At 59.7% G+C, this 22043-nt stretch carries 23 protein-coding genes and 1 tRNA gene; 6 read left to right on the forward strand and 18 right to left on the reverse strand.

Features of this window, described 5'->3' with window-relative positions:
• Positions 1-24 precede the first annotated feature (24 nt).
• Both BMX07_RS04980 and BMX07_RS23615 read left to right on the forward strand, forming a co-directional pair.
• Positions 25-408, forward strand: a complete 384-nt coding sequence (locus BMX07_RS04980) for a PD-(D/E)XK family putative nuclease (RefSeq protein ID WP_090614911.1) — start codon at positions 25-27, stop codon at positions 406-408.
• Between the two features lie 231 nt (positions 409-639).
• Complete coding sequence (locus BMX07_RS23615; RefSeq protein ID WP_139210819.1) at positions 640-1620, forward strand: hypothetical protein; 981 nt, start codon at positions 640-642, stop codon at positions 1618-1620.
• A 141-nt stretch (positions 1621-1761) separates the two neighbouring features.
• Here the strand turns inward: BMX07_RS23615 and BMX07_RS04985 are convergent, their stop codons facing one another.
• Entirely contained in the window at positions 1762-2052 is a 291-nt protein-coding gene (locus BMX07_RS04985) for a DUF7692 domain-containing protein (RefSeq protein ID WP_090614513.1), read from the reverse strand.
• A gap of 309 nt (positions 2053-2361) precedes the next feature.
• On the opposite strand from BMX07_RS04985, the gene BMX07_RS23620 reads away from it, so the two are divergent.
• A complete protein-coding gene (locus tag BMX07_RS23620; protein ID WP_139210820.1) occupies positions 2362-4317 on the forward strand; it encodes a pentapeptide repeat-containing protein in 1956 nt (651 codons plus the stop codon).
• A gap of 259 nt (positions 4318-4576) precedes the next feature.
• On the opposite strand, the gene BMX07_RS04990 is transcribed toward BMX07_RS23620, so the two are convergent.
• Positions 4577-5155, reverse strand: coding sequence for a metal-dependent hydrolase (locus BMX07_RS04990; protein ID WP_090614516.1), 579 nt, complete (start codon positions 5153-5155; stop codon positions 4577-4579).
• A gap of 726 nt (positions 5156-5881) precedes the next feature.
• On the reverse strand, positions 5882-6058 hold the full coding sequence (locus BMX07_RS24235; RefSeq protein WP_175480047.1) for a hypothetical protein: 177 nt from the start codon (positions 6056-6058) through the stop codon (positions 5882-5884).
• A 139-nt stretch (positions 6059-6197) separates the two neighbouring features.
• Between BMX07_RS24235 and BMX07_RS04995 the strand changes: the two genes are divergently transcribed.
• Positions 6198-6803: a DUF8102 family protein gene (locus BMX07_RS04995; protein ID WP_245742049.1), complete on the forward strand. Its 606-nt coding sequence runs from the start codon at positions 6198-6200 to the stop codon at positions 6801-6803.
• A 57-nt stretch (positions 6804-6860) separates the two neighbouring features.
• Here BMX07_RS04995 and BMX07_RS05000 read toward each other — a convergent pair whose 3' ends face one another.
• The 9 genes from BMX07_RS05000 to BMX07_RS05030 all read right to left on the reverse strand — a co-directional run bounded on the left by BMX07_RS05000 (position 6861) and on the right by BMX07_RS05030 (position 13547).
• On the reverse strand, positions 6861-7916 hold the full coding sequence (locus tag BMX07_RS05000) for a hypothetical protein (protein ID WP_090614523.1): 1056 nt from the start codon (positions 7914-7916) through the stop codon (positions 6861-6863).
• A gap of 444 nt (positions 7917-8360) precedes the next feature.
• Positions 8361-9980, reverse strand: coding sequence for a DUF7845 domain-containing protein (locus tag BMX07_RS05005; protein ID WP_090614525.1), 1620 nt, complete (start codon positions 9978-9980; stop codon positions 8361-8363).
• Entirely contained in the window at positions 9980-10504 is a 525-nt protein-coding gene (locus tag BMX07_RS05010) for a DUF488 family protein, N3 subclade (protein ID WP_090614914.1), read from the reverse strand. The genes BMX07_RS05005 and BMX07_RS05010 overlap by 1 nt, the downstream gene beginning before the upstream one ends.
• Entirely contained in the window at positions 10501-11022 is a 522-nt protein-coding gene (locus tag BMX07_RS05015) for a PD-(D/E)XK family putative nuclease (RefSeq protein WP_090614528.1), read from the reverse strand. Before BMX07_RS05015 ends, BMX07_RS05010 begins: the two co-directional genes overlap by 4 nt.
• A gap of 112 nt (positions 11023-11134) precedes the next feature.
• Positions 11135-11980, reverse strand: a complete 846-nt coding sequence (locus tag BMX07_RS05020) for a DNA adenine methylase (RefSeq protein ID WP_090614531.1) — start codon at positions 11978-11980, stop codon at positions 11135-11137.
• Positions 11977-12111 carry a hypothetical protein gene (locus tag BMX07_RS25405; protein WP_281246927.1) on the reverse strand — a complete coding sequence of 45 codons (135 nt, stop codon included), beginning with the start codon at positions 12109-12111 and terminating at the stop codon, positions 11977-11979. The genes BMX07_RS05020 and BMX07_RS25405 overlap by 4 nt, the downstream gene beginning before the upstream one ends.
• Complete coding sequence (locus tag BMX07_RS05025; RefSeq protein ID WP_090614534.1) at positions 12104-12343, reverse strand: DUF7563 family protein; 240 nt, start codon at positions 12341-12343, stop codon at positions 12104-12106. The genes BMX07_RS25405 and BMX07_RS05025 overlap by 8 nt, the downstream gene beginning before the upstream one ends.
• Before the next feature lie 59 nt (positions 12344-12402).
• A tRNA-Trp gene (locus BMX07_RS24240) sits at positions 12403-12577 on the reverse strand.
• A gap of 52 nt (positions 12578-12629) precedes the next feature.
• Entirely contained in the window at positions 12630-13547 is a 918-nt protein-coding gene (locus tag BMX07_RS05030) for a DUF5794 domain-containing protein (RefSeq protein WP_090614536.1), read from the reverse strand.
• A gap of 515 nt (positions 13548-14062) precedes the next feature.
• Here BMX07_RS05030 and guaB point away from each other — a divergent pair.
• The gene (guaB, locus tag BMX07_RS05035) at positions 14063-15565 is read left to right on the forward strand and encodes an IMP dehydrogenase (RefSeq protein ID WP_090614538.1); all 1503 of its coding nucleotides are present in this window, start codon (positions 14063-14065) and stop codon (positions 15563-15565) included.
• Positions 15566-15591: 26 nt separating this feature from the next.
• Here guaB and BMX07_RS05040 read toward each other — a convergent pair whose 3' ends face one another.
• The 6 genes from BMX07_RS05040 to BMX07_RS05065 all read right to left on the reverse strand — a co-directional run bounded on the left by BMX07_RS05040 (position 15592) and on the right by BMX07_RS05065 (position 21386).
• Positions 15592-17235 carry an AMP-binding protein gene (locus tag BMX07_RS05040; RefSeq protein ID WP_090614541.1) on the reverse strand — a complete coding sequence of 548 codons (1644 nt, stop codon included), beginning with the start codon at positions 17233-17235 and terminating at the stop codon, positions 15592-15594.
• Positions 17236-17299: 64 nt separating this feature from the next.
• Positions 17300-17812 carry a hypothetical protein gene (locus BMX07_RS05045; protein ID WP_394328375.1) on the reverse strand — a complete coding sequence of 171 codons (513 nt, stop codon included), beginning with the start codon at positions 17810-17812 and terminating at the stop codon, positions 17300-17302.
• Between the two features lie 6 nt (positions 17813-17818).
• Positions 17819-19396: a sodium/proline symporter gene (locus BMX07_RS05050; protein WP_090614544.1), complete on the reverse strand. Its 1578-nt coding sequence runs from the start codon at positions 19394-19396 to the stop codon at positions 17819-17821.
• The gene (locus BMX07_RS05055) at positions 19389-19898 is read right to left on the reverse strand and encodes a hypothetical protein (protein ID WP_090614547.1); all 510 of its coding nucleotides are present in this window, start codon (positions 19896-19898) and stop codon (positions 19389-19391) included. The genes BMX07_RS05050 and BMX07_RS05055 overlap by 8 nt, the downstream gene beginning before the upstream one ends.
• Before the next feature lie 316 nt (positions 19899-20214).
• Positions 20215-20826 (reverse strand): (d)CMP kinase, encoded by a 612-nt coding sequence (cmk, locus tag BMX07_RS05060; RefSeq protein ID WP_090614550.1) that lies wholly within the window; start codon positions 20824-20826, stop codon positions 20215-20217.
• A gap of 80 nt (positions 20827-20906) precedes the next feature.
• A complete protein-coding gene (locus BMX07_RS05065) occupies positions 20907-21386 on the reverse strand; it encodes a cupin domain-containing protein (protein ID WP_090614553.1) in 480 nt (159 codons plus the stop codon).
• A gap of 132 nt (positions 21387-21518) precedes the next feature.
• Here BMX07_RS05065 and BMX07_RS05070 point away from each other — a divergent pair, with 132 nt between their 5' ends.
• Positions 21519-21989, forward strand: a complete 471-nt coding sequence (locus tag BMX07_RS05070; RefSeq protein WP_245742050.1) for a hypothetical protein — start codon at positions 21519-21521, stop codon at positions 21987-21989.
• The last annotated feature ends 54 nt before the right edge of the window (positions 21990-22043 follow it).

The following is a 22043-nucleotide window of genomic DNA, read 5'->3' on the forward strand; positions in this document are numbered from 1 at the left end:
CAGCGCGCGATGCGCGTGGGCCACGTGAACCGCTCGAAGCGAGCGAACCACTTCGGGACCGCCGTCGAGAAGCGGATGGCCGAAAAGCGACGGTTCGATCTCGAGCGGGCCAGTTGGCACGACGCTTGGTTCGGCAATGGAACGCCGGTCGAAATCAAGAGCACGATGCACGAACACGCAGACGGACAGCCCGGGAATTGGAAGGTCTACCGCGAGTACCACGAGAAACTCCGGCGTCACGACGGCTGGTATTGCTTCGTCGTCTATCGGCCACACGGCCGTTCGGGTTGTACAATTCTTCAGGACAAGATGGTCCGCTCGTGTGATCTTCCGTTGCTCAGGTGGCACGGCGGCGGCGATCACCGCGGGACCGAACAGGCGAAGATCGCGATCAGCGATATCTTCTGAGCAGTTCGCTCAAATGATGACGAGCATTTCGACGACTGGTTCCCCGCTCATTATGAGGAAGACATTATTAGTCGCACAGACGGTATACACAAGAACATTGATACACCGATTATCGCCACTCCTGGTTTACCCAGTTCAGATCGTCGCGATGCTCCTCAAGCCAGCGCTCGAAATCAAAGGCCGTCGATAATTCCCGAAACATGTATCACTGTCCCATCCAGTCACAGTGATATGAATCGACGAACGATACTGGTGGGGGCTGGAGTTTCAATAACAAGTGTGCTTGGTGGTTGTCTATCGAGTTCTGACGACGAGGGAGATAGCTCTCCCGACTCAGATTCCCAAGGGAGTTCGGCAAACACTGAAGCGCTAAATGAAGCGTATGACCACCTTGAGACTGCTGGAAATGAATTCGCAACACAAGCTGACGTGACGTTTGAGACAGATCCTGAGAATCCACTTTCCACTAGTGGACTTGAAACAGCAATTGGAAATGCAGAATCAGCACTGGAAGACATCAATGAGGACGAAGCGAGTGACGAACAATTAGACCGTCTTGAGAATGCAGAACATGCACTATCCCTATTTGAGGATTTACTATCTGTGTTAGTCGAGCTTGAGGCTGGTTTCAATGCTGTAGCAACAGCTGATTCATATTCGACCAATGATCGCTTCAGTGACGCAGGAGACCAATTGGAGATTGCGGCAGAACACTTCCGTGAGGGGGAGTCTCTCTTGAGCGATGCAAAAACATCGTGGGATAACCTGGATGCCAGCCAGTTTGAGGCAAATGACGTAGAGTTAGCGACTGGGTCGGACGATCTTGAGCATCTTGGCGATGTCTGCGACGCTTTTTCGCGGTTCTGTACGGCAACTGTCGATCTCTATTCAGGCGTAGAATATTATGTCGAGGGTGCGAATCTCATCGAACAAGAACGCTATGGTGCCGCCGCATCTGCATTTGAAGACGCATCTAATACACTAACAGACGCGAATAGCCAGTACCAGGACGCCGAAACAGCAGTTCCCCAATCCTTCCGAAAAGACTTCATCGACTTCACTTGCTTAACTGATGCTTTTATTGAATCTAGCGACCTATTTAAAGAAGCGAGCGAAGCGATGGAACGTGGGGATTGGCAGACAGCAGACACGAAAGCTACCGAGGCTGAGGAAGCGCTAAACGCCAGTTGTGGGGGAGAGAACATAGTATAGTCAAAGACGGACAGCAACGTTCAATCCGCACACTGTTGCGCTTCGTCCGGTCGCAGATGTCTTGGATGGCCTCGTTGACCGACTGTGTTGAGGCCGGCTGTTTCCGCTACCAGCTAAAAGCTCAGTGTTTATTTTCTCACGTTACATCTCTCCCTTCGTCGTCACTGAGACGGAACTCTCGAGGTCGAAACTGACGGCTCGAGTGCTGAGAGTCTCGGCGATCTCCTGACGTTGCTCGCGAGTGAGGTCATCTCGCTCAAGAACGCGCCGAGCTGCGGAGACCAACGCGTCTACATCGTTGCATGCGAACGCGATCGCGTTCGATCGGTTGCAGTCGTAGAAGCGGGAAGCTTTCTGGATGGCGTTGAAGCGCCACTCGTTACCGTCGTCGGTCCGGATGCGTACCGATCCGGGAGTCTCGTTGTGAGACATGGCCGTGAACACAACCCGCCTATCCTAGTTTTTTCGGTTCACTCAAACGGTCACAGTTTATAAAGAGAGGTTCAGGTCCGTCATGATCGGCGCGGCTACTGGCGCGATCTTATGGGGGATGAGCCGAATATGAACACGACTGGTACGCGGTTCGTGTTCATATTGAGGAAACCGTTCTTCGTGACGCGCAACTCCGAGGGCGGGAGGATAGTAGACGATAAGATCTATAGAAGGGACATAGGATCTAGTTAGAAATCATTAAGGGAGACAACTAACACATCTCACAGACACAGAACACTTCTAAGGAAGATGTGCCAATTTGTATTTGATCCAGATCTCTGGTTTAACGAGGTTCGATATCTCGAGGAAAAGTGGGAATGCCCCTATCCCTCACTACCAGGTTTTTCGCACTGTATATTCCACATACTCCCTCATACTAGAGACAGGATTTTTGATTCTTACGCAGAAATAGAGCTAGAATTTATAAAAGCGATACGATCGGTTGGATTTATAGATATAATATGTACTACAGTTAGGGTATTGGACCTGGGCAAACTTTCGTTAGTAGCTAGCTTGAACCGAAATATCCAGTTAGGGTATTCTACCGTAGTCAACGAACTCGATATTAGCAGGAGCCAAATTGGGAGGAGAACATTCATAGAGGATTGTTGGATAGAGTCGCTCAATGCGACTGATACAGTGTTTGAATCTGATTTCCTGTTAAGTGGGTCAAAGGTTAAGAACGCCCACTTTCTAAATGCTGATTTTAAGAGGACCAGTCGGTTCCGAGACGTTCGATTCGGTAAGACAGATTTTACCGAAGTAGAATTTAGAAACGTCGTTTCTTTCTGTGAATCAATACCCGAAGAGGCCAATGTTTATCAGGTAGAGAAACACTTAGGAAAAAACCCGAGTGTTTTCAAAGAGACACCCGATTTTATGAATGCCAATTTTCGGAACGGTGCGATTTTCTCAGGAACTTTATTTAAGAAGGCGGGTAACTTCTATCACGCAAATTTTGAAGGGGGCTGTACCTTTCACAACACGGAATTCAATATTGGCTGTTATTTTGACTTTGCCACCTTTGATAGCGAAACAGAGTTTGTTGAATGTGAATTAGGTATAGCGAGTTTTGAAAAGTGTGTATTTGATGGCCCAACAATTTTTGATAAGTCTAAATTAGGGGGAGAAAAAGGATATCTACAGGAACAGAGCATCGAAAGCCATGCTATCTTTGAAGGAATATCTAACCATAAATCAAATAATATAAATAATATTTTAGTAGATAGTATACCAGCACATAATTTTGAAGAGGTCTTACCTCACGCTGCATCCTTTACAAACTGCCAATCGGAGGATTTGTTATCATTAGAGGGTGTAAAATCAAATGGATCAATAAAAGCATTCACAAGTGACCTAGATTTCATTGAACTCGATTTCGAATTTGAGACATCATCTCCAACGATATCTTTCCATGGATCGACAATTAGAGGTGGGACTATAACGATATCAAGAGAAGATTCCTTCTACGAACTCGTACGGTCCACCATTGGGGACGTAAATATTAGAACAAAGTCAAGCAAAAACCCTTTCAAAAATCTCTATATCCAGAACACCAATTTTGATGGTTTTAATTTCTCTGACTATAGGGAAGAACTGCGAGATGTCAACTGGAAAATTGACGGGTATGTTCACAATGGAGAACATAACCCTTCGGATAAAAGAGAAACAACCTATTCAAAGGCCAAAGCAGGGGCAGAGCAGATCGGCGATACCTATGCAGAATCAAAGTTCTTCATAATTGAGAAGAGATTGCGGAGAGAAAATCATAGAAAGCAAATCAGCGATCCCAGGGATAAGAAGGATAAGATAGCTGGATTTTGGGGATATTTGTCCAACCTCGCCTATGACTATACTTGCAGGTATGCGGAAAGTTCTTCAAGAGTAGTTGGCACATCAATTACTGCCGTCCTAGTATTCTCACTACTATATCGTTTAACGGATATTGATTTGGCCTATGAATCTAATTTTGTGCTACGAGCCCCGAGTTTCGTGCCAGCGCCAACTATTCCCAGTAAATATGTTGACGAGCTTGGGATCGAGTATTTAATATTCAGTCTAGAATCGTTCACCTCTTTTGTTTTAGGAGGGGGACCAGAAGTCACGAACTCTACAGTACGGCTATTAGCAGCCCTTCAGAGCTTTTTAGGCGCCTTCCTAATTGGCCTATTTGTAGCTACATTAGTTAGAACAGTTAAAAGATGAGCATATTTATATTTGAGGTGGAGATACCTATATTGAAGTTCCTTTGATAATCTCTTCTGTGGTTCGGATCAACGATCCGGTACTTGAGCGCCGGCTCGCCGAGGCTGTCGACGATGAGTTCAACCGAATTCGCTTAGCAGTTCTTTCGAAATAGCGTCGCAGTCGGGCCTTTATTGAGTAAACCTTACTCGTCGTCCCTAGGTTGGCAAGAAGACGGCGAAGGAAGTGCTTGATAGGGCCTGGGAGTAAAAGCAGCCCCTCAGCTGACTGCATCTACTGAGAGGTGAACAATACCTCCGAGAGTGACGGCGACTGCAACGGGTATAGCCGCAAGCGTCGGTAGTTCTCCCCACTGCCACAGCCCTAGGAACGCGATGAGGCCACATCCGATTACGAACTCTTTCGAGTGTATCAGTCCCCGATGATCTGTGAGTTCATCCAGGCCGAACCCGATCGTTTTCGCGATACCCAGACCAAGCACGAGTAGTGTCACGGCCCCGATTACCTCGGTTGAAACGCTACCAATACTTAGGATCGTGGCGGCGAGACTACCGATTCCATACAGTCGTGCTGGTTCTGTGATCAAGAAATATAGGGGCGCAACTGTTGCAACAGCGAGAATTCCTTTCCCGAATAGACGGCGGGGAATCGAAGACCACACGTCGATGTCAAGTAGCACGCCGAATACTACGACGCCGCCAAACGCGAGTACAAGATATAAAATCCGATGCTCAAGCGTCATCAGAACACCGTGAGCGATGAGTTTCGGGAGTGTATATGCTGTGAACAGTGCCCCAACGACAATTGCAACTTTGAGATGCCCGTCGAATCCAGCCATAGTTACACCACCGACCGGATTATCGACGCGAACACGGCTATGAAGATAGCAATCATCCCCACATAGATGAGGAGTGTGAAGTCATTCACAAACTGTTCTGTACCGTAACTGACCGCTCGAAGGATTGTTTGCTCTACCATTGTCGATCTGGTTGCGTCTTCGGTATCAGTGCAACCAGTTGATTAGTCTACGTCTGTGTATTTATACTTCTAGTATAGAACAGGTCCGGAATATGGAGAAACCGGACATTGCGAACCCGCTTGTCGGAGATTGAGATGTGAACAGCCTACACTAATCCTCCATCATAGTCTCATTCTCTAACCTCCTAAGCGGACTCGACAACCCTCGTTATCGAGGTCCTATCCTCACATCCTGGTGGAGCAGCACCACTGAACTGTCCCAAATCGGCCAGACCATCTATTCGTGAGCGCGGCGCGCGCTCTGCGCGCCGCGCAATTGCCCTGCCCCCTTAGGGGCATTTACAGCGATCTCCACTTTTTTCATTCAGGTAGACGATTTCGAAGAGGCTGATAACAAGACGTGCTTATCGAGCAGCGATGGTGCTATCAGCTGTAAGTAATGTTCCGGGAAGCGTACTAAATAGACCGCGCATCTCGGTCAGGAAGGTCGGCACGGAATCACATCGCTAAAATTTATTATGGGTCATCTGTCTCTGTAGTTGACGCCGCGCTCTGAAAAGGGCCTGTATAGGGGGATGATCGGTGTCTACCGGGTTCCGGCCATCGCTTGCTCAACCGTGATGTAGCTGGCGATGCCGACGACGAGCGCAACCAGCCAGACGGCGAGCTGAGCGTCACCAGTGAAGGTGGTCGGGAGCATCCCCGCGAAGATATTTGTCAGTGCGAACATCGCTACCGCCGCGAGTAGTCCAATTTCGGACATACACACCAAACCAAAACAGGAGTGAAATTTAACAGATCTGTTGCCTAAGCCTAGAGACTAAGTTTAGGGGCACATATATTAGCTGACGAGCTAATACATGTCCGAAGAATTTGATTGGATTGAACGAGATCGAGGTATCTTGACCGAGCGCGACCGGGAGATCCTTCTCGGTAGAGCTGGCGAGAATCTCGATAAGAACGCTCAGAATGTACGTCGGTATAATATCCGAGAACGGATCAAGAACGCTCTCTACGACTTCCACATAATAGCCCAGAACCTCCCTCTCGCAGACATCCAGCAGCTGTTTGAACCCGCCTACGACTGGTCGAGGGAGCGTCGACGGTTGGATGAAGAGGGGCGGACATCGACACCACCGGATTTAGATCAGTTGCTCTGGAGTTGGTTGTCCGTCTTTGAGTTCTTCAGCTACGGAATGTATGCTGGAGGAAAACAGGAGACGCAAGTCCTAATGCAAGGGCTTGTCGAGGGAGGTATTGAACGGGGATACCGTGAGTACCAGCACGACAACCTCCAGACGTATCGAAAGATCGATGTAGACCTCAGACTCAACTACGGGAATCTTGTACTGCGGAACAACTACCTACGGGGAATTCAGCAAGATTTGCCGTCAGAAACGTCGGAAATCGCCGAGGAGGTACTGCGACTTCGCCGACTGAGGAAAATCTCACAGGCAGACGCGTCTCGCTGGTTCGATGAATACGTCCGGAAACCGGAATTCGACTGAGCGAATGCCCTCAATTTGACCACGGAATGCAGAATCCATAGTGATACGGCAGCCCGCTCAATCAAGCCGCTCCTGCAGGAAAGCGATGAATTGCTCTGTATCGGTAAATACCTCTGTGTCAAATGTCTCACCAATATTGAACTTGTACAGCATCCCACCAAAGAACTGCTCGGTCACGACAACGTCGGCATAAGGGGCAGCCACGGCCAGTTGGCTGATGTCGAAAACGTCGTTGAAGTCGGGGCTGTTGTTTCTCCGAGCATCGGCGGCAAAACACAGAGTTGCGTACGTATAGAACGCCGGGAACTGCTGGAAGAAGGCCTCGAATGACCGCTGATAGGGATCTGTCGCCACTATTTCTGCCGGGTGAAGTCCCAGTTCGAAAGCGTACTGCCTGAGGTCAGGCATCATTCGTTCGCCGAAGACATCAGCAAGGTATAGACTCCTGTCTTCATCACTATCGAGATCTAACTCTCCCTCCGTCTCCTGAACGTTCTCCCGGTACCGTTCCTCGTACTCCTTCTTTTCCTCATTCGGAACCCCGGGAGCTTCCTCGCTCAGCGCCCGACTCTGGAGCAGCCGTCGGTTTATCTCCTCGTCTCTGAGTACCTTCTCGAACTCCTCCTCGAGACCTTCCGGCACCTCCATACCTCCCTCTGTCTTAATTTTCCAGTCGCCACCGACGTGGACGAGACCCTCTCCAAAGACGAACGACTGGGTGTCCAGCTCGGGCAGCAGCTCATGCCACTTACAGATGTAGCGCCGCACCTCGTGGTCAAACACGTCGAAATAGTTCCTGATAGAGAGGTTCCCAGACAAGTCCATCATTATGTCGAACAGTTCGGTCTTGAATTCCAGATCACTCGCAGAGGTAGTTTCTACCAGATTCTCTATTGAGAACGGGTAGACGAAATTCAGTTCATCAGCGGAACGTTTGGCCAGCGTGTCGAGAGTAGTCGCGTCGGCGCCCACGGAATTCGCGGCCTCCCATGTTGCGCCCCAAGCCTTCTGATCGAAGTAGATGACAGTCTTGTCCGATAGGTCGGCAACAGCCTCGTTATTGGGGCTCGCGACTGCATCGTCGATCAGCTCCTTTGGGATTTCCTCATCCATAGTAGACCATATAGGTAGATTACTGATAGGTTTTGCCCGAGAGTAGATGATTGTTGGGTGGCGTGCGGCTGCAGGAGTAATCTGACTTGCTAACAGAATGCGTCTGTCCTCAATTTCCTCGACCAGGGATATTGACTCCTAAACCTTACTCCTCCAGATCGGCATTGATCACGAACCTCCGCTTCGTTTGGATCAACTGGAGATTTTTGTACGGAGATGGGAGTGGGGCGCTGTAATTTTTTGGTTCAGTCCCCTTGGGGACACCCGCCAAGGGGGCTTTCGCGCGAAGCGCGAAACGACCCCGCAGGCGTTGCGGTGCGATCGCGGCGATCGCCACAGCCATCCCTCGCCCTGATACAACTCAGGTTGTGAAAATCAGCGATTGATGAAAGTATAGTTGCGCAAACGAAACAGAGGGGTAGTGTTGCCACTACTCAGGCCGGTTCAGCGGTCGGCGACCGCGCCGACGAATCCGGTTTCAGTCCCGCCGCCGGGAGTCTTCCAGGTCAGCTCCACGCCGCGGAGGTCCATCGGATCGTTCCCTGACTTCGACCACTTCTCGAGGGCCTCGCTGGCGATCGTCGCGACGTTCTCGAAGCTGTCCGACTTCAACCGGGAGAGTATCGTGTCGATCCGCATCCGTCGGGGCTCGCCGTTCTCGTCGAACTCGAGGTCGGCCCCGTTCTTCGCGAGCCACTCCTGGAAGGGAGAGGACTCGGCGACGTGATCGGCCAAGCCCATGATGTGCTGCATCCGATCGGCGTAGCTCTCGATCGCGTACTCGGCCGACTCGACGAGCGCCCGGAGTTCCTCGCGGTACTTCCGGGCCCGAAACGAGATCTCGCCCTGGTCGAGCTCGAGGACCTCGCCGAGATCGTTGATCGCTCGGTAGATCGTCGCGGGGTGTTTCCCCAACTCGTCGGCGAGGCCGTCGACCGTCGCACCGCCGTCGGTCGCGACGGTCTCCGTCACGTCGCGGGCAGTCTCGCCCATGTCCCGCAGCGTCGTCATCAACAGGTGGTCCGACTTCGCTTCGAGACGCGGCGTCGGATCTTCGTAGAGTTCGACCAGGTCGTCTCGAGCGACCGCGTCGAAATGGTCGTCAGCCACGTAAACGCCGCTCCCATCGGGTCCGAGCGGGATGTCTTCCCAGTGGAGCGCGTTCAACAATGTCTCCTCGATTTGCTCGGTCACTTCGTGACGATCGGACCACGCCCATGCCTCGCCGCCGTTCATCGACTTGTTCACCAGGACCTCCACCTTCGGATGATACGACGGGTGATCTTTCGACACTGCGTCCGGATCGGCCAGCTGGTAGATCTCGAACTTCCGCCCGTAGGTGTGGCCGGGTAGCAACTCGCTGGCCGACGTGGGGTTCAAGAACAACCGATTCTGGTGGTTGACGATCTCCTGATTGTCGATGTGGAGTTCGGCCTTCACCCCCTCAAGGTCGGAGAGATAGTGCGCGACCTTCTGCAGTACACCGGCCGACGAGAGCTTTTCTGCCCACTCGCGACGAATCCGAACGTACCGCTCGTACGCCCACATCCGGCTCGCCTCGTGGGGCTGCGTACGGAAGTACTCCGAATGAATCCGCTCGCCAGCGTGGTCGAAGATCGCCGCGAAGAACTCCGGCAGCAACTCGAGGCCGCGATCGGGTTCGATGTTGCTCGTGTGGAACTCGACGTCGACGCCGTCGACTTCACCGACCTGATTCTCCCACGGGAGTTGCAACCGCTCGCCGCTCTCCCAGTGGCGCATGTTCGGGAACCGCGGGCCGATGTTGTACGACGCCTTTCGCTCCCCGCGCCCACGGCCCTTAATATCCCACTCGTAGAGCCGCTCGGCGTTGATCCCGTCGGACAGCCGCGGAGCGAACCCCGACTTGCTGTAGCTCACCTCCAGGTGCCAGGGCTCGCCGTCGACCTCGGTCGTGATCTCGAGGTAGCCTTCGAAGGGCGGCCCGAGCATCACCGACGACAGCGCGTCGTAGGGCCCGCGGCCCCAGTCGGGCCACTTCCAGCGCCCCTCGATCTCGTGCGGCGTCGTCTCGACCTGAGACATTACGCACCTCCGGCCTCGGCGAAGTCGGCGAGCGTCGCATCCGGATCATCGTCGGGCTCGTCGTCACCGGTGTCGACGGGGATCGTCGACGGGTTCGGATGATGGACAACCTCGGTGTCTTCAAGTTGAGCGACGACCGCGTTCGCGAGCAACCGACGGTGACACCACCGGGCATCTTTTTCCCAGCAGACGAGCCAGATATCCCGCTCGCGAGCACGATCCGCCAGCTCCGCGATCACCGTCTGTGGGCCCGGTTGCTCGAGGGATTCGAGATACCGCCGCTCGTAGTCGACGGAGTTCCACGCGATCGCGGCCGGGTTCGGTTCGCCGTTTTCCTCGGCGGCCTCCTCGACGGCCTTGTACGCGTTCAGGAGATCCTCTGGTGGCGCAACGGCAGGGATGTTCCGATCGGTGACCCGTTTCACGAAGTCCCGCGGGTAGCGCACGACGCCGAATACGGCATCCTCGTCCCCGGGTTCGAACCTCGAGTTGAGCCCGCCGAAGTACGTCGTTCGGACGGTCACCACGAATCACCCACAGTTACCGACGGATCGACGCTCGCCGGATCGATCACGTGCGACCACGCGAGTTTCGCGACCTCTTGCTCGGAGCGCGAGCCCCCAACCTCGTACCATCGGCCGGACAGCAGCTCGTCGACGAGCGTCGCCGGCACGATCGCGCGGGCGACCTGTGGCAGTCCCGGCCGCGGGAGGTAGACGACGAACAGGTACATCCCCGCCGTCTCGACCAGTCGCTCGTGGGCCGCTCGCTTGACGTAGAATCGACCGCGAGTCGAACTATTCCCGTTGCTCGTCTCTATCTGACAGCCTTTGATCTCGACCGGAACGTCCGGTTCGACGAGGACGATTCCGTAGAACGGCAGCGACTGGCACGCCTCGAGGACGGCCGTCGTTCGGGCGTCGTGCCACGTCGCAGTGTGATCACTAATGTACTCGAGTTCGTCGACAACCTGGACGATCTCCGCCTCGAGCGCGTCGCCGCTGGCCTTCGAACTCTCGAGTTCTGACGCTCGAGAACTCATAGCGGTCCCTCCCGCGCGTCACGCACCGCGCGTGTACATTCGGGACAGAGACGCCGGAGTGCGTCGACGCGATCACCACACCGTTCGCACTCGTCGGATTCGACGAGTCGATTCACGCCGACTCACCACCGGTCGAACAGACATCCGCAAGCGTTCGCTGATTGAACTCACGCTCCGTCGACGGCTCGAAGTTCAGTATCAGGCGTTCGTTGGCAGTTTTCCCGTTTCCTGCAGCGGAGTGGGTAACCGTCCGCTCGACGATGTTCCACTCGTCGCCCTCGTACAGTCCTGGTGGGATATCCGTGTACGAGACAATGGCGTAGCCCTCGATTTCACAGAGCGTATGCTCAAGCGTGGTGTGATCAGCAGATGCACGATAGAGGTCTTCTTTCTCGTAGTACGGCGGGTCGAGGTAGAACGCTGTCTCGGGCGAATCGTATCGCTCGACGACGCTCTGGAAATCCTCATGGACGACAGAAACGCCACGGAACCGTTCTGCGACTTGCTGGATGCGCTCAGGAGCGTTAACCCAGTTTCTCGCGTTCCGGCTTCCCTTCTCATCACGTGGGCTCTCCCGTTTGAATCCGCTTTTACGCGAAACCTTCCCCGCATACTGACTATAGCGGAGAAACAGCCACTTCCCGGCATGCTCGATGTCGTCACTCGGGCGTTCGCCAGCGAAGAACTCGTCAGCCCACTCAGCATGAAGCTGTTCGGAAAACGGTGTATACCGGCACCATTCCGCAAGTTCGTCCGGACGCTTTCGAGCCACCCGGAAGAACGTCACCACGTCGCTATCCTTGTCGTTGAAGACCTCGACGTTGCTACGAGGCTTATTCAGGAGGACAGACGCGGAGCCGCCGAACGGTTCGACGTACGTAGTATGTTCAGGCAGGTGTTCAATTACCCACTCCGCAAGGCGGGTTTTCCCACCAATGTACGGGAACGCGCTTATCACGCCACTTCACCTCGATTCTCGAGCGCGCGGCGAACATCCTCATCAGTCGCCTGATGGGCTGGATGAGCGATGGGCGTCCCGCTCTCGACATCGTACAGCCGACTCGCGGGCACGAAGCCGGCTTCACGCATCGGCCTCACCTCCGTGGCGGCCGGGCGAGGTTTCCGGATCTGGAATCCCAACGTCGATGCCAGCGGCGGAGCCGCGGCTCAGTCGCGCGTAGGAGTCACAGTCACCGCAGCGGTGGACTCGGTCGTCGTCGTCACCGAAGACCCGCCGGAAGCGGTCCGTGACGTGAGCGCCGCAGTGCTGGCACGTCGAGTGATTGACCGACGACCACGGGGCGACCGTCACGCGGACCACCCCCTGTTCAGACTATGTCGAGAATGCGAGAAAAGCCGCTCAGGGCTTTTTATTTCAAATGGGGTCGGAGGGATTTGAACCCCCGATCTACTGATATCTCCGGTGCGCCTCGGAACTCCAGAGGGTCATCACACGAGCACTGATCAGGTGCCCGATCAGTATATCAGTCTGGAGTGTCGTCCCGGGCGCGTTGCCTCTGGAGTCAGCCGCCATGCCTGGCTTGGCCACGACCCCTCGAGTCTCAGTTGGGCTATCGGCCCTAAAGTGGTTTCGATTCAGAATCGCGTTACAGCCACGGGGCTCGGCCCGCCGTGTCCGTCCCGTCGTCGCCAGGATACGCGCCGGGCTCGGTCTCGGGATTGGGGTCGGTGTCGGCGTCGACCGCCGGCGACTCGTCCGCCTCGCCGCCGTCGGCCACCGCCCCCATCTGGGCGGCCGCGTCGTCTGCCCCCACGCTCGAGTTCGCGTCCGAATCCGAGCGGAAGGGGAAGTCGACGGCGAACAGGGCGGCGACGATCAGCGCGGCCAGCGGGGCTTGTCCGAACCCCATCCCGAGCAGGGACAGCGGGAGCAGGCCGAGGGCGACCGCGCTCCCGAAGCGGAACCGGTCGATGTCCATGTACTCGCGCAGGTACGGGCCAGCGAGGGCGATGGTCAGCGCGAACGCCACCCCGATGGCCGCCGCCAGCGTCGCGTTGGCCACGAGTACCGGGTTGGTCATCACGACGAAGTTCGCCCCCGAAGGGTCGACGCTCGCGACCAGCCCCAGCCCGATGACGACGACGGGGTTGGGGAGGTAGTCGCCGATCGTTGCGCTGGCGGTCTTGGCCGCGATGGCGGCGATCACCAGCGCCGCGAACCGCTCGAAGATGACGATGTCGAGCACGCTCTCGATCGCCGGTGCGAGCGCGGCCTGGACCACCGCCAGCAGTATGAGCGGGATTCCGACCAGCAGGACGACCGTGGCCTGCTCGCGGGGCGTGCCGTCCATCTCCGCAAGGATCACGGCGACGGTCGCGCTGCCGCCGAAGATGAGGAGCCCGACCTGGATCGCGCCGAGCGGGTCGTCGAGCGCGCCGGCCAAAATTAGTGCGGGGAAGACGCCGTCGACTAACGGCAGCATCATCACCAGCGCCAGGAGCCTGGCGTCACCCCCGACGATGCGCTCCATCTGGAGCGCGACTGGGTGCTGTGACGTACTCATCGGTCAGGGTCGATGGCCATGACCCGAGGCCGGTGGGCGATAGGAGGGACGGTCCCGTACCAACTGGTCCACACACCAGTCGATCGCATTCGGGGAGGGGCCTCGCGCTGTGAGTTTCTGTGTAAAATTCCCGAAGGTGGCGACGGAGTCGAAGCTCGTCCGGCCAGCGGTTCGGGCGTCGGCTGCACTCACAGCGTACATACCCAAACGCACGAGAGGATTGTCAATAAACGTTGCGTGAGACAGGATTTCACGACCCGGCACTCTTTCGCCAGTAGCGGACAGATCCGGACGGGAATGCACAGATCCGGTTCCGATCCGGGAACCCGTCGCGGCCGATCGCTTCACCACGTGACGCTCGAGCGACGAGTCACCGGTCCGGGCGACGACGGGCCGTGTGTGTGAGTGGCACTCAGAGAGAGAGAGCGGCCGAAACCCCCGGTTCGGGCCTCGTCAACCGTTCGCATCCGATTATATCTCGCAACGCTTTTGCCTCGGGGGTTCGGACGGTTTACATGGCGAACGACGTTCCCGAGCACGAGCCCTATTCTTCGAAACTGCAGGTACCGGAAGCGCTAACGTTCGACGATGTCCTTCTGCGTCCGAAGGAGAGCCGCGTCGAACCCGACGACGCCGACCTCACGTCCCGCGTCTCGAAGAACGTCGAGGTTTCGGTGCCCATCCTCTCGGCGGCGATGGACACCGTCACCGAGAGCGACATGGCGATCGCGATGGCCCGCCACGGCGGCCTCGGCGTCCTCCACCGCAACATGAACATCGACGAGATGGTCGAGGAGATCGGCCGCGTCAAGAGCGCCGACGAGTTGATCATCCCCCTCGACTCCGTCGTCACCGCGGATCCGGAGATGACCGTCCGCGAGGTCGACGAGCGAATGGCCCGCCAGGGCGTCGGCGGCGCGCCCGTCGTCAACACCAACGGCGAGGTCCTGGGGATCATCTCGAGCACGGACATCCGGCCACACCTCGAAGTCAACGAGGACGACCCGGTGACCGAAGCGATGACCGACGAGGTCATCACGGCCCACGAGGACGTCGACGCCCGCGAGGCGTTCGAGCTGATGTACGAGCACAAGATCGAGCGGGTCCCGGTCGTCGACGACGAGAACCTCCTCGTTGGGCTGGTGACGATGCAGGGCATCCTCCAGCGCCGCGAGTATCAGGAGGCCGTCCGCGACGAGGACGGACGCCTCCGCTGTGGCGTCGCGGTCAGTCCCTTCGAACAGGACCGCGCGCTCGCGGCCGACGAGGCCGGTGCGGACATCCTCTTCATCGATACCGCGCACGCGCACAACCTGAACGTCATCGACGGCGCTCGAGAGATCAAGGAGTCCGTCGATGCCGACGTCGTCGTCGGCAACATCGGCACCCGCGAGGCGGCCGAAGACCTCGTCGACTTCGCCGACGGCCTGAAGGTCGGTATCGGCCCGGGATCGATCTGTACCACGCGCGTCGTCTCCGGCTCAGGTATGCCGCAGATTACGGCCGTCGCGCAGGTCGCCGACGTGGCCGCCGAACACGACGTGCCGGTGATCGCGGACGGCGGCATCCGCTACTCCGGCGACGCGATCAAGGCGATCGCGGCCGGCGCGGACGCCGTCATGCTCGGCTCCTACTTCGCCGGCACCGACGAAGCCCCCGGTCGGGTCGTCACGATGAACGGCAAGAAGTACAAGCAGTACCGCGGCATGGGATCGGTCGGCGCGATGAAGTCCGGTGACAGCGACCGCTACCTCAAGGACGAGCCCGACGAGGAAGACGAGTACGTCCCGGAGGGCGTCGAGGCGGCGACGCCGTACAAGGGCTCGCTCCAGTCCGAACTCCACCAGCTCGCGGGCGGCATGCAGTCGGGCATGGGCTACGTCGGTGCGGAGACGATCCCTGGCTTCAAGGAGCGCTCGGAGTTCGTCCGCATCTCGGCGGCCGGACAGGCCGAGAGCCACGCCCACGACGTCGTCATCACCGACGAAGCGCCGAACTACTCGCCCGATAGCGAGTAACGACCGCAACCCGCTCGAGCGAAGACTCACCCCAGTTCGGTCCGCCGAATCTTTCCCGTCGTGGTCGTCGGCAGTTCGTCGACGAACTCGATCTCGCGCGGGTACTCGTACTCAGCCACCCGCTCTCTGACGAGGTCGCGGATTTCGCGACGTAGTTCGTCCGTTCCCGTCTCCCCCGCGACCGGTTGGACGACCGCCTTGATGATCTCGCCCCGCGTGTCGTCGGGAACGCCGACGACGCCGACCTGTTCGACGGTCGGGTGCTCGAGGATTGCCTCCTCGACCTCTCGGGGCGCGACGCGGTACCCGCTCGTAATGATGAGGTCGTCGTCGCGAGAGACGAACCAGACGTAGCCGTCCGCGTCGCGTTTCGCGAGGTCGCCGGTGAGATGCCACTCGTCGAGCGTCACCGCGGCCGTCTGCTCCGGAGCGTTCCAGTACGCCTCGAAGACGGCCGGATCGTCGCCGCGCCGAACCGCGATCTCGCCGACCTCGCCCGGTTCCACGGGATCGCCGGTGTCGGGGTCGATGACGGCCACGTCGTGTCCAGGAACGGGTTTCCCCATGCTGCCCGGCTTCGCGGGGAACCACTCCCGGCAGTTCGTGACCAGCAGGTTCGCCTCCGTCTGGCCGTATAGCTCGTTGATGACCGTCCCCGCGAGTTCCTCGTCGGCCCACTCGAGGATCTCGCTCGTCAGCGGTTCGCCGCCGGAACAGATCGCCTCGAGCGACAGGTCGAACCGGTCGGTCGGCTCGTCGACGGTCGTGAGCATCCGGATGGCCGTCGGCGGGACGAAGGCGTTCGTCACGTCGAACGCCGCGGCGATCTCGAACGCGGTCTCCGGATCGAACGATCCCATCGGATAGCCGACGACCGGCCGGCCGTAGTGCCACGCCGGGAAGACGAGATCGCCCAGCGCGCCGATCCACGCCCAGTCGGCGGGCGTCCAGTAGACCGAGTCGCCGCGGACGTCCCGCTCGAAGTACATCGAAAACGCCGGGCAGTGGCCGAGCCAGACGTCGTGGGTGTGGAGGACGCCCTTCGGCTCGCCGGTACTCCCGCTCGTGTACATGACGATCGCCGGCGTGTCGGCGTCGGTCTCGACGGGGTCGTACTCGCTCGAGCGGTCCTCGACGGCTCCCTCGAAGCTCCTGACGGTCGCCTCGCCGACGCGCGCCGCCTCCGGATCGGCGTCGACGACGAGGACGTGCTCCAGGGCGGGGCAGTTCGGCGCGACGGCGCGGATCGTCTCCCACTGGGCGGCGTCGACGACCGCCACTCGCACCTCGCTATCTCGCAGCCGGTACCGCAGCGCGTCCGCCCCGAACAGCACCGACAGCGGGAGCGACACCGCCCCGCGTTTCCAGCTGGCGAGGTGCGCGAGGACGTTTTCCGGTTTCTGCGGGACGACGACCGCGACCCGGTCGCCTCGAGCGACCCCCATCGACTCGAGCGCGTTCGCGACGGCGTTCGACCGCCGATCGAGGTCGTCGAAAGTGTACGTCTCGCGGCGACCGTCCGGGTACGCCTGGAAGAGCGCCGGCCGGTCGCCGTCCGGGTGCTTCCCGACCAGATCGGTCGCCGCGTTGAACCCCGCTGGGACGTCCCACGAGAACGCCTCGCGCGCCGCGTCGTACGACTCACCCTCGAGCGTAATGTGCCATGCCATACCACGACGTACCACGGAGGCTGGAATAAACGGCTGGGCCGGACGCGACCGGGGGCCGCCCGACTCAGAGGCGGGGGAACCGCGGCGCGTCGACGCCCACGTCGACGCCCTCGAGTCGCGGGTCCGACGCCAGTTCGGCCACGAGCTCGCGTTGCGGGTCCGCGGTTCGCGACTGGTACAGGGTCCGTTCGTCGGCTCGGCGGTCGTCCCCCGCCCGCCAGCCGACGACGAGCCGCGCGCGGCGCAGCCGCGTTCCGGTGACGAGCCGGAGCCGCTCGAGGTCCGCGAGCGGGACGGCGAGGTTCCGCTCGTCGTATCCCGCGATCGCCGAGGGCGACAGATCCGCGACCGCGGCCCGGTTGCGTTCGCCCATGTCCGCGCGCAGGAGCACCGATCGGAACGACTCGCCGACGAAACACCACAGGAGCCGCTCGTCGGTCAGGACCAGCTCCCAGAACTCGATCGAGTTCGGCCGCTGGCGGAACCAGTGCGTGAGTCTGGCGATGACGGTCTCGTTCGCCGTCGGCTCCTCGTCGGCGGCGTCGGTCGCCGGTCGGGTCGGCGTGTCGTCGGTCACGTGCGATCACCGCTCGAGGAGCGCGTGGAGGTCCGCGGGCAGTTCGTCACCGTTCTGGGTCGCGAGCGAGACGCCGACGAACAGGACGGTCGCGACGAGTAACGCCACGGTACCGACTGGGAACACATCAGGATACGGATAGGTCGCCATGATCCCGCTCGTGAGTCCACCGTAGCCGGCGACGTCCGCGGCCATCGGGAGGGCGCTGTAGACGACGTTGATCACGAGGCCGCCGACGATGGCGGCGATCGCACCCCACTCCGTCGCGCCCTTCCAGTTCATCCCGAAGACGACGACCGGGACGAACGCCGCGGCGAAGAAGCCCCAGCCGATCGTCCCGAGGATGCCCACCAGCGCGTCGGAGAAGTAGACGACGCCGGTCGCAAGCACCGTCAGGCCGGCGAGGGCGGCCTGCGTGACCCGGAGTTCCGTCCTGTCTCGCTCGATCGGGCGGCCCAGCGCTCTCGGAATGTCCCGAGAGACGGCCGCCGCGCCGATGTTGAGAAACGAGTCGCTCGTCGACATGATCGCAGCCAGCAGCGCCGCGAGGATGAGCCCCGCGACGACGCTCGGCGTGTACTCGAGGACGAAGACCGGGCCGACCTCGCTCGCGCTGAACGTCTCCTGAATCTCGCCGGCCTCGACCATCGACCGCATCGAGAGCCCCGCCGAGAAGGCGATCAGGCTCGAGACCGCATAAGAGAGCGCGGCGATCGGCGCGCCCCACTTCAGGATCTCGAGGTTGCGGCTCATGTAGAACTTCGTGATGAGGTGGGGCTGGCCGGCCGCGCCGACCGAGAAGAGGATCCACCACGCGACGCCGACGAGCACGGCCGCCGTCGGTCCGCCCATCGCGCCGAACGGCGAGACGAGGGCCGGGTCCGCGCTGGCGAGGTTCCGCGAGATAGTCCCCATGCCGCCGCCGAAGGACATCGCGTAGACGAAGACGAACACCGCGCCGGTGATCATCGTCAGCGCTTGCAGGAAGTCGGTCCAGACGCCGGCGATCATCCCGCCGAGCATGCTGTACAGCAACAGGATGAGCGCGCCGCCGAGCAGGCCCCAGACGACCGGTACCCCGAAGATCGCGCGCATGACGAACTGGAGCGCAGCGAGGTTCGTCGCCAGATAGGCGATCACGCCGACGACGACGGCCAGCCCGGTGAGTCCGCGCACCCAGTCGCTCTCGTAGCGGACGTACATCCCGTCGGCCAGCGTCAGGACGTTTCGGACGTCCGCGAGCAGGCGCAGCCGTTTGGCGAGGACGACCCAGGTGAGCAGAAAGCCGAGCGGCGCGGTAAAGAAGATCCAAAGCGGCGTCGTTCCGAACGCGTAGACGAGTTCGGGGCCGCCGACGAAGCCGAACCCGGACTGGATGACCGAAAAGGCGGTCATCGCGAGGACCCAGGTCCCGATGCTCTTGCCGGTGATGAGGAAGTCGCCGGTCGTCTGGGTTCGCATGTATCCCCAGACGCCGATCAGGACGACGATCAGCAGGTAGACCGATCCGAACGCGAGGATGATCGGGTCCTCGGCAACCGGAATCCCCTCCGTCTGCAGCGGTAGCGGTTCGAACTCAGTCATCGTCGCCCCCCGCGTCGGCCGGTCCGTCGACGCCGTCCGACCTCGCGGTCGCGTCGGTCCGCTGTGGGGCCAGCGGGAGATCCGTTCGCCGCTGTCGGTTCCGCGCCTCGGTGATGATCTCGTCGACGATATCCTCGCTCCCGATCCGATCGAAAATCACCGAATAGTAGATCGCCGCGAGCGCGGGTCCGAGCCACAGGAGCGCGAAGTAGACCAGCGTCGGCCGCGGCACGCCCAGCGCGTACGTGTAGCTCGTGACGCCCGGGCTCCACAGCAGCCAGATCCCCGCGAGTCCGGCGACGAACAGCACGGCCAACCCGGCGACGAGGCCGGTGTAAGGCCCGAGCGACGACCCGCGGTGTTCGACCGACGCGGACGCGATCACGGCGAGGATGAATACCGCAGCGACGGCGGAGAACGTCCGGTACAGGCCGAGGCTCGCGGTGACGAGCGCACCCACTGCGAGTGCCCCGATCCCCGTCATCAACGCGTTTCGCGGCATACACACCCCCGTTCGTCGCGCGTCGAGTCACCCTCGATTTCGTTTCGCGCGGCCGCCACCCTCGAGCGAAACGGCCGGACGAACGCGTGCCGTGCGACGGCGGCTGTATCTGTGGTATCGATGACCATGTTCCCTCATCGCATACGGGAACACGAACACCTATTTCAATGGTTCGACGGTAGGGAGGCAATGACCGCGGAAAGGGCGTATTATTGCACCGCTCGCGTCGCGGACGAACGGTCCCCGCTCCCTCGAGCCGTCGTCTGGTAATCGCTGTCGCGTCGCATCGCGTCGTGGACGATCCGGCCTCGACCGGTCAGACGCCCATCGCGGGCGTTCGGAACGCGCCCTCGTCGAGTTCGGGATCGTACTCCTCGATCGCGGACCCGACGATGGTGAACACGGCGCGCTTGCTCCAGCGGGCGGTGTTGAGGTGAAGGTCGTAGAACGAGCGGTCGCCGATATCGATCTCGTAGTAGGACTGATAGCGGCCGGCCTCGCTGACCTCGCGGACTCGCATCTCCGCTTCGGTCTCGATGCGCTCGTCGATGCGCTCGAGGCGAACCTCCTCGGGCGCGTCCAGCCAGATCCGCAGATCCGCGCGGTCGCCGGCGAGCCAGCCCGCCAGCCGGGACTCGAGGATGAATGGCTTGCTGGCCGTCCCCCACTTCTCGGCGATCTGCTGGAGCCGCTCGTCGAGCGCGCGGTCGATCTCGTCGGACTCGTCCGCTTTGGCAGTGAGCTGGTTGAGGCTCATGTCGCGGTCCTCGGCGAGCTCACGGAAGATGTCGCCGCCCGAGACGTACGGACAGCCGATCGCGTCGGCGAGTTGCTCGCACAACGTCGTCGCGCCACAGCCCGGCGGGCCGGAGACGGTGATGAAAAGCGATGTGTCGAGCTCCTCGATCGATCTGCCGTGGGCAACCATACGGTGATCCACTCGCCCCCCCGTGAAAAGGTTCCGGCTACGAATCGCCGTCGGTCGCGGCGGCCGCCGCCGCGACCCGACTACCCGAGCGTGAACGCGTTCTCGCACTCGGTGCAGGTCAGCCGGAAAGCTCCCTCGTCGGTTAGCTCGAGGCCGTGCCCGAGTTCCTCGTCGCACTCCTGACAGTAGACCATCGACTCGATCTGGTCCCAGTCGTGCTTGGACTTTGGCGCGCCGAAGGCGAAGCCGACGACCCGCTCGTCGGTGTCGTTGTACCCGGTCTGGAAGTCGCCGGGCTCGAACCGGATCACTTCGCCCTCGTCGACGACGACCTCGCCCTCTTCGGTGTCGAAGGTCGCGGTTCCCTCCTGGACGTAGAAGACCTCCTCCTGATCGTAGTGGGTGTGCATCCCGCCCGAGAAGGACTCCTCGGGCTCGAGTTCGAAGTAGTTCATCGCGAAGTCGGAGAACCCGAGCGCGTCCGAGATCGGCCGTCTAACCGAGTGGACATCCATCGGGTTGACTTCGATGTCGACATCGTCGATCGCAACTTTCTCCATAGCTGTTGATTCGGTTCATCTCGCAAAAATCCCATGGTTGAGGATATCTGGCGCGGGAGTCGATCTCGGGTACGACCGTCTCGCTCTCGTCGAAGAGTAACGCATACGGTCGTCCGCCACCGAGAACCGAACGTGAACCGCCGTACGGTACTTCGAACCGCCGGAGTGACCGCGACCGCCGGGCTCGCGGGCTGCGTCGAGTCCCTGCAGGAACACTATCAGGGGAGTTTCCAGGGACTGGTCCCGATCGAGCTCCACAGCGAGGCCGAGCGCCACCACGACGTCGCGCTCGAGGCCTTCATGCTGGAGGAAGACCGCCAGACCTACGACAAGAGCTTCACCGTCAGAGCCGGGGAGACGGTCTCCGCCCCGCACCTCGACGCGGTCGAGCAGCGCTTCCGCGCGACCATGTTCTTCGAACGGGAGGGCGACGAGCAGACGACCGAGGAGGCGACGATCACGCCGAACCTCGATCTGGTCTCCGTGTGGCTCTCCGACGACGGCCTCCGCATCGAACTCAACCGCGGCGACGAGGACGGCACGACGAGTCCCGCTGCCGAACCCGATTCGGGCGAGCCGGAACCGAACGAGACGGACGCCTGAGACGCCGCTGGCGATCCGGCCGTCGCGGAACGCGCGCCGCCGCGGACCGGCTTC

Origin of the sequence: Natrinema salaciae (assembly GCF_900110865.1) — an archaeon.
In the GTDB taxonomy this organism is placed as follows: Archaea; Halobacteriota; Halobacteria; order Halobacteriales; family Natrialbaceae; genus Natrinema; species Natrinema salaciae.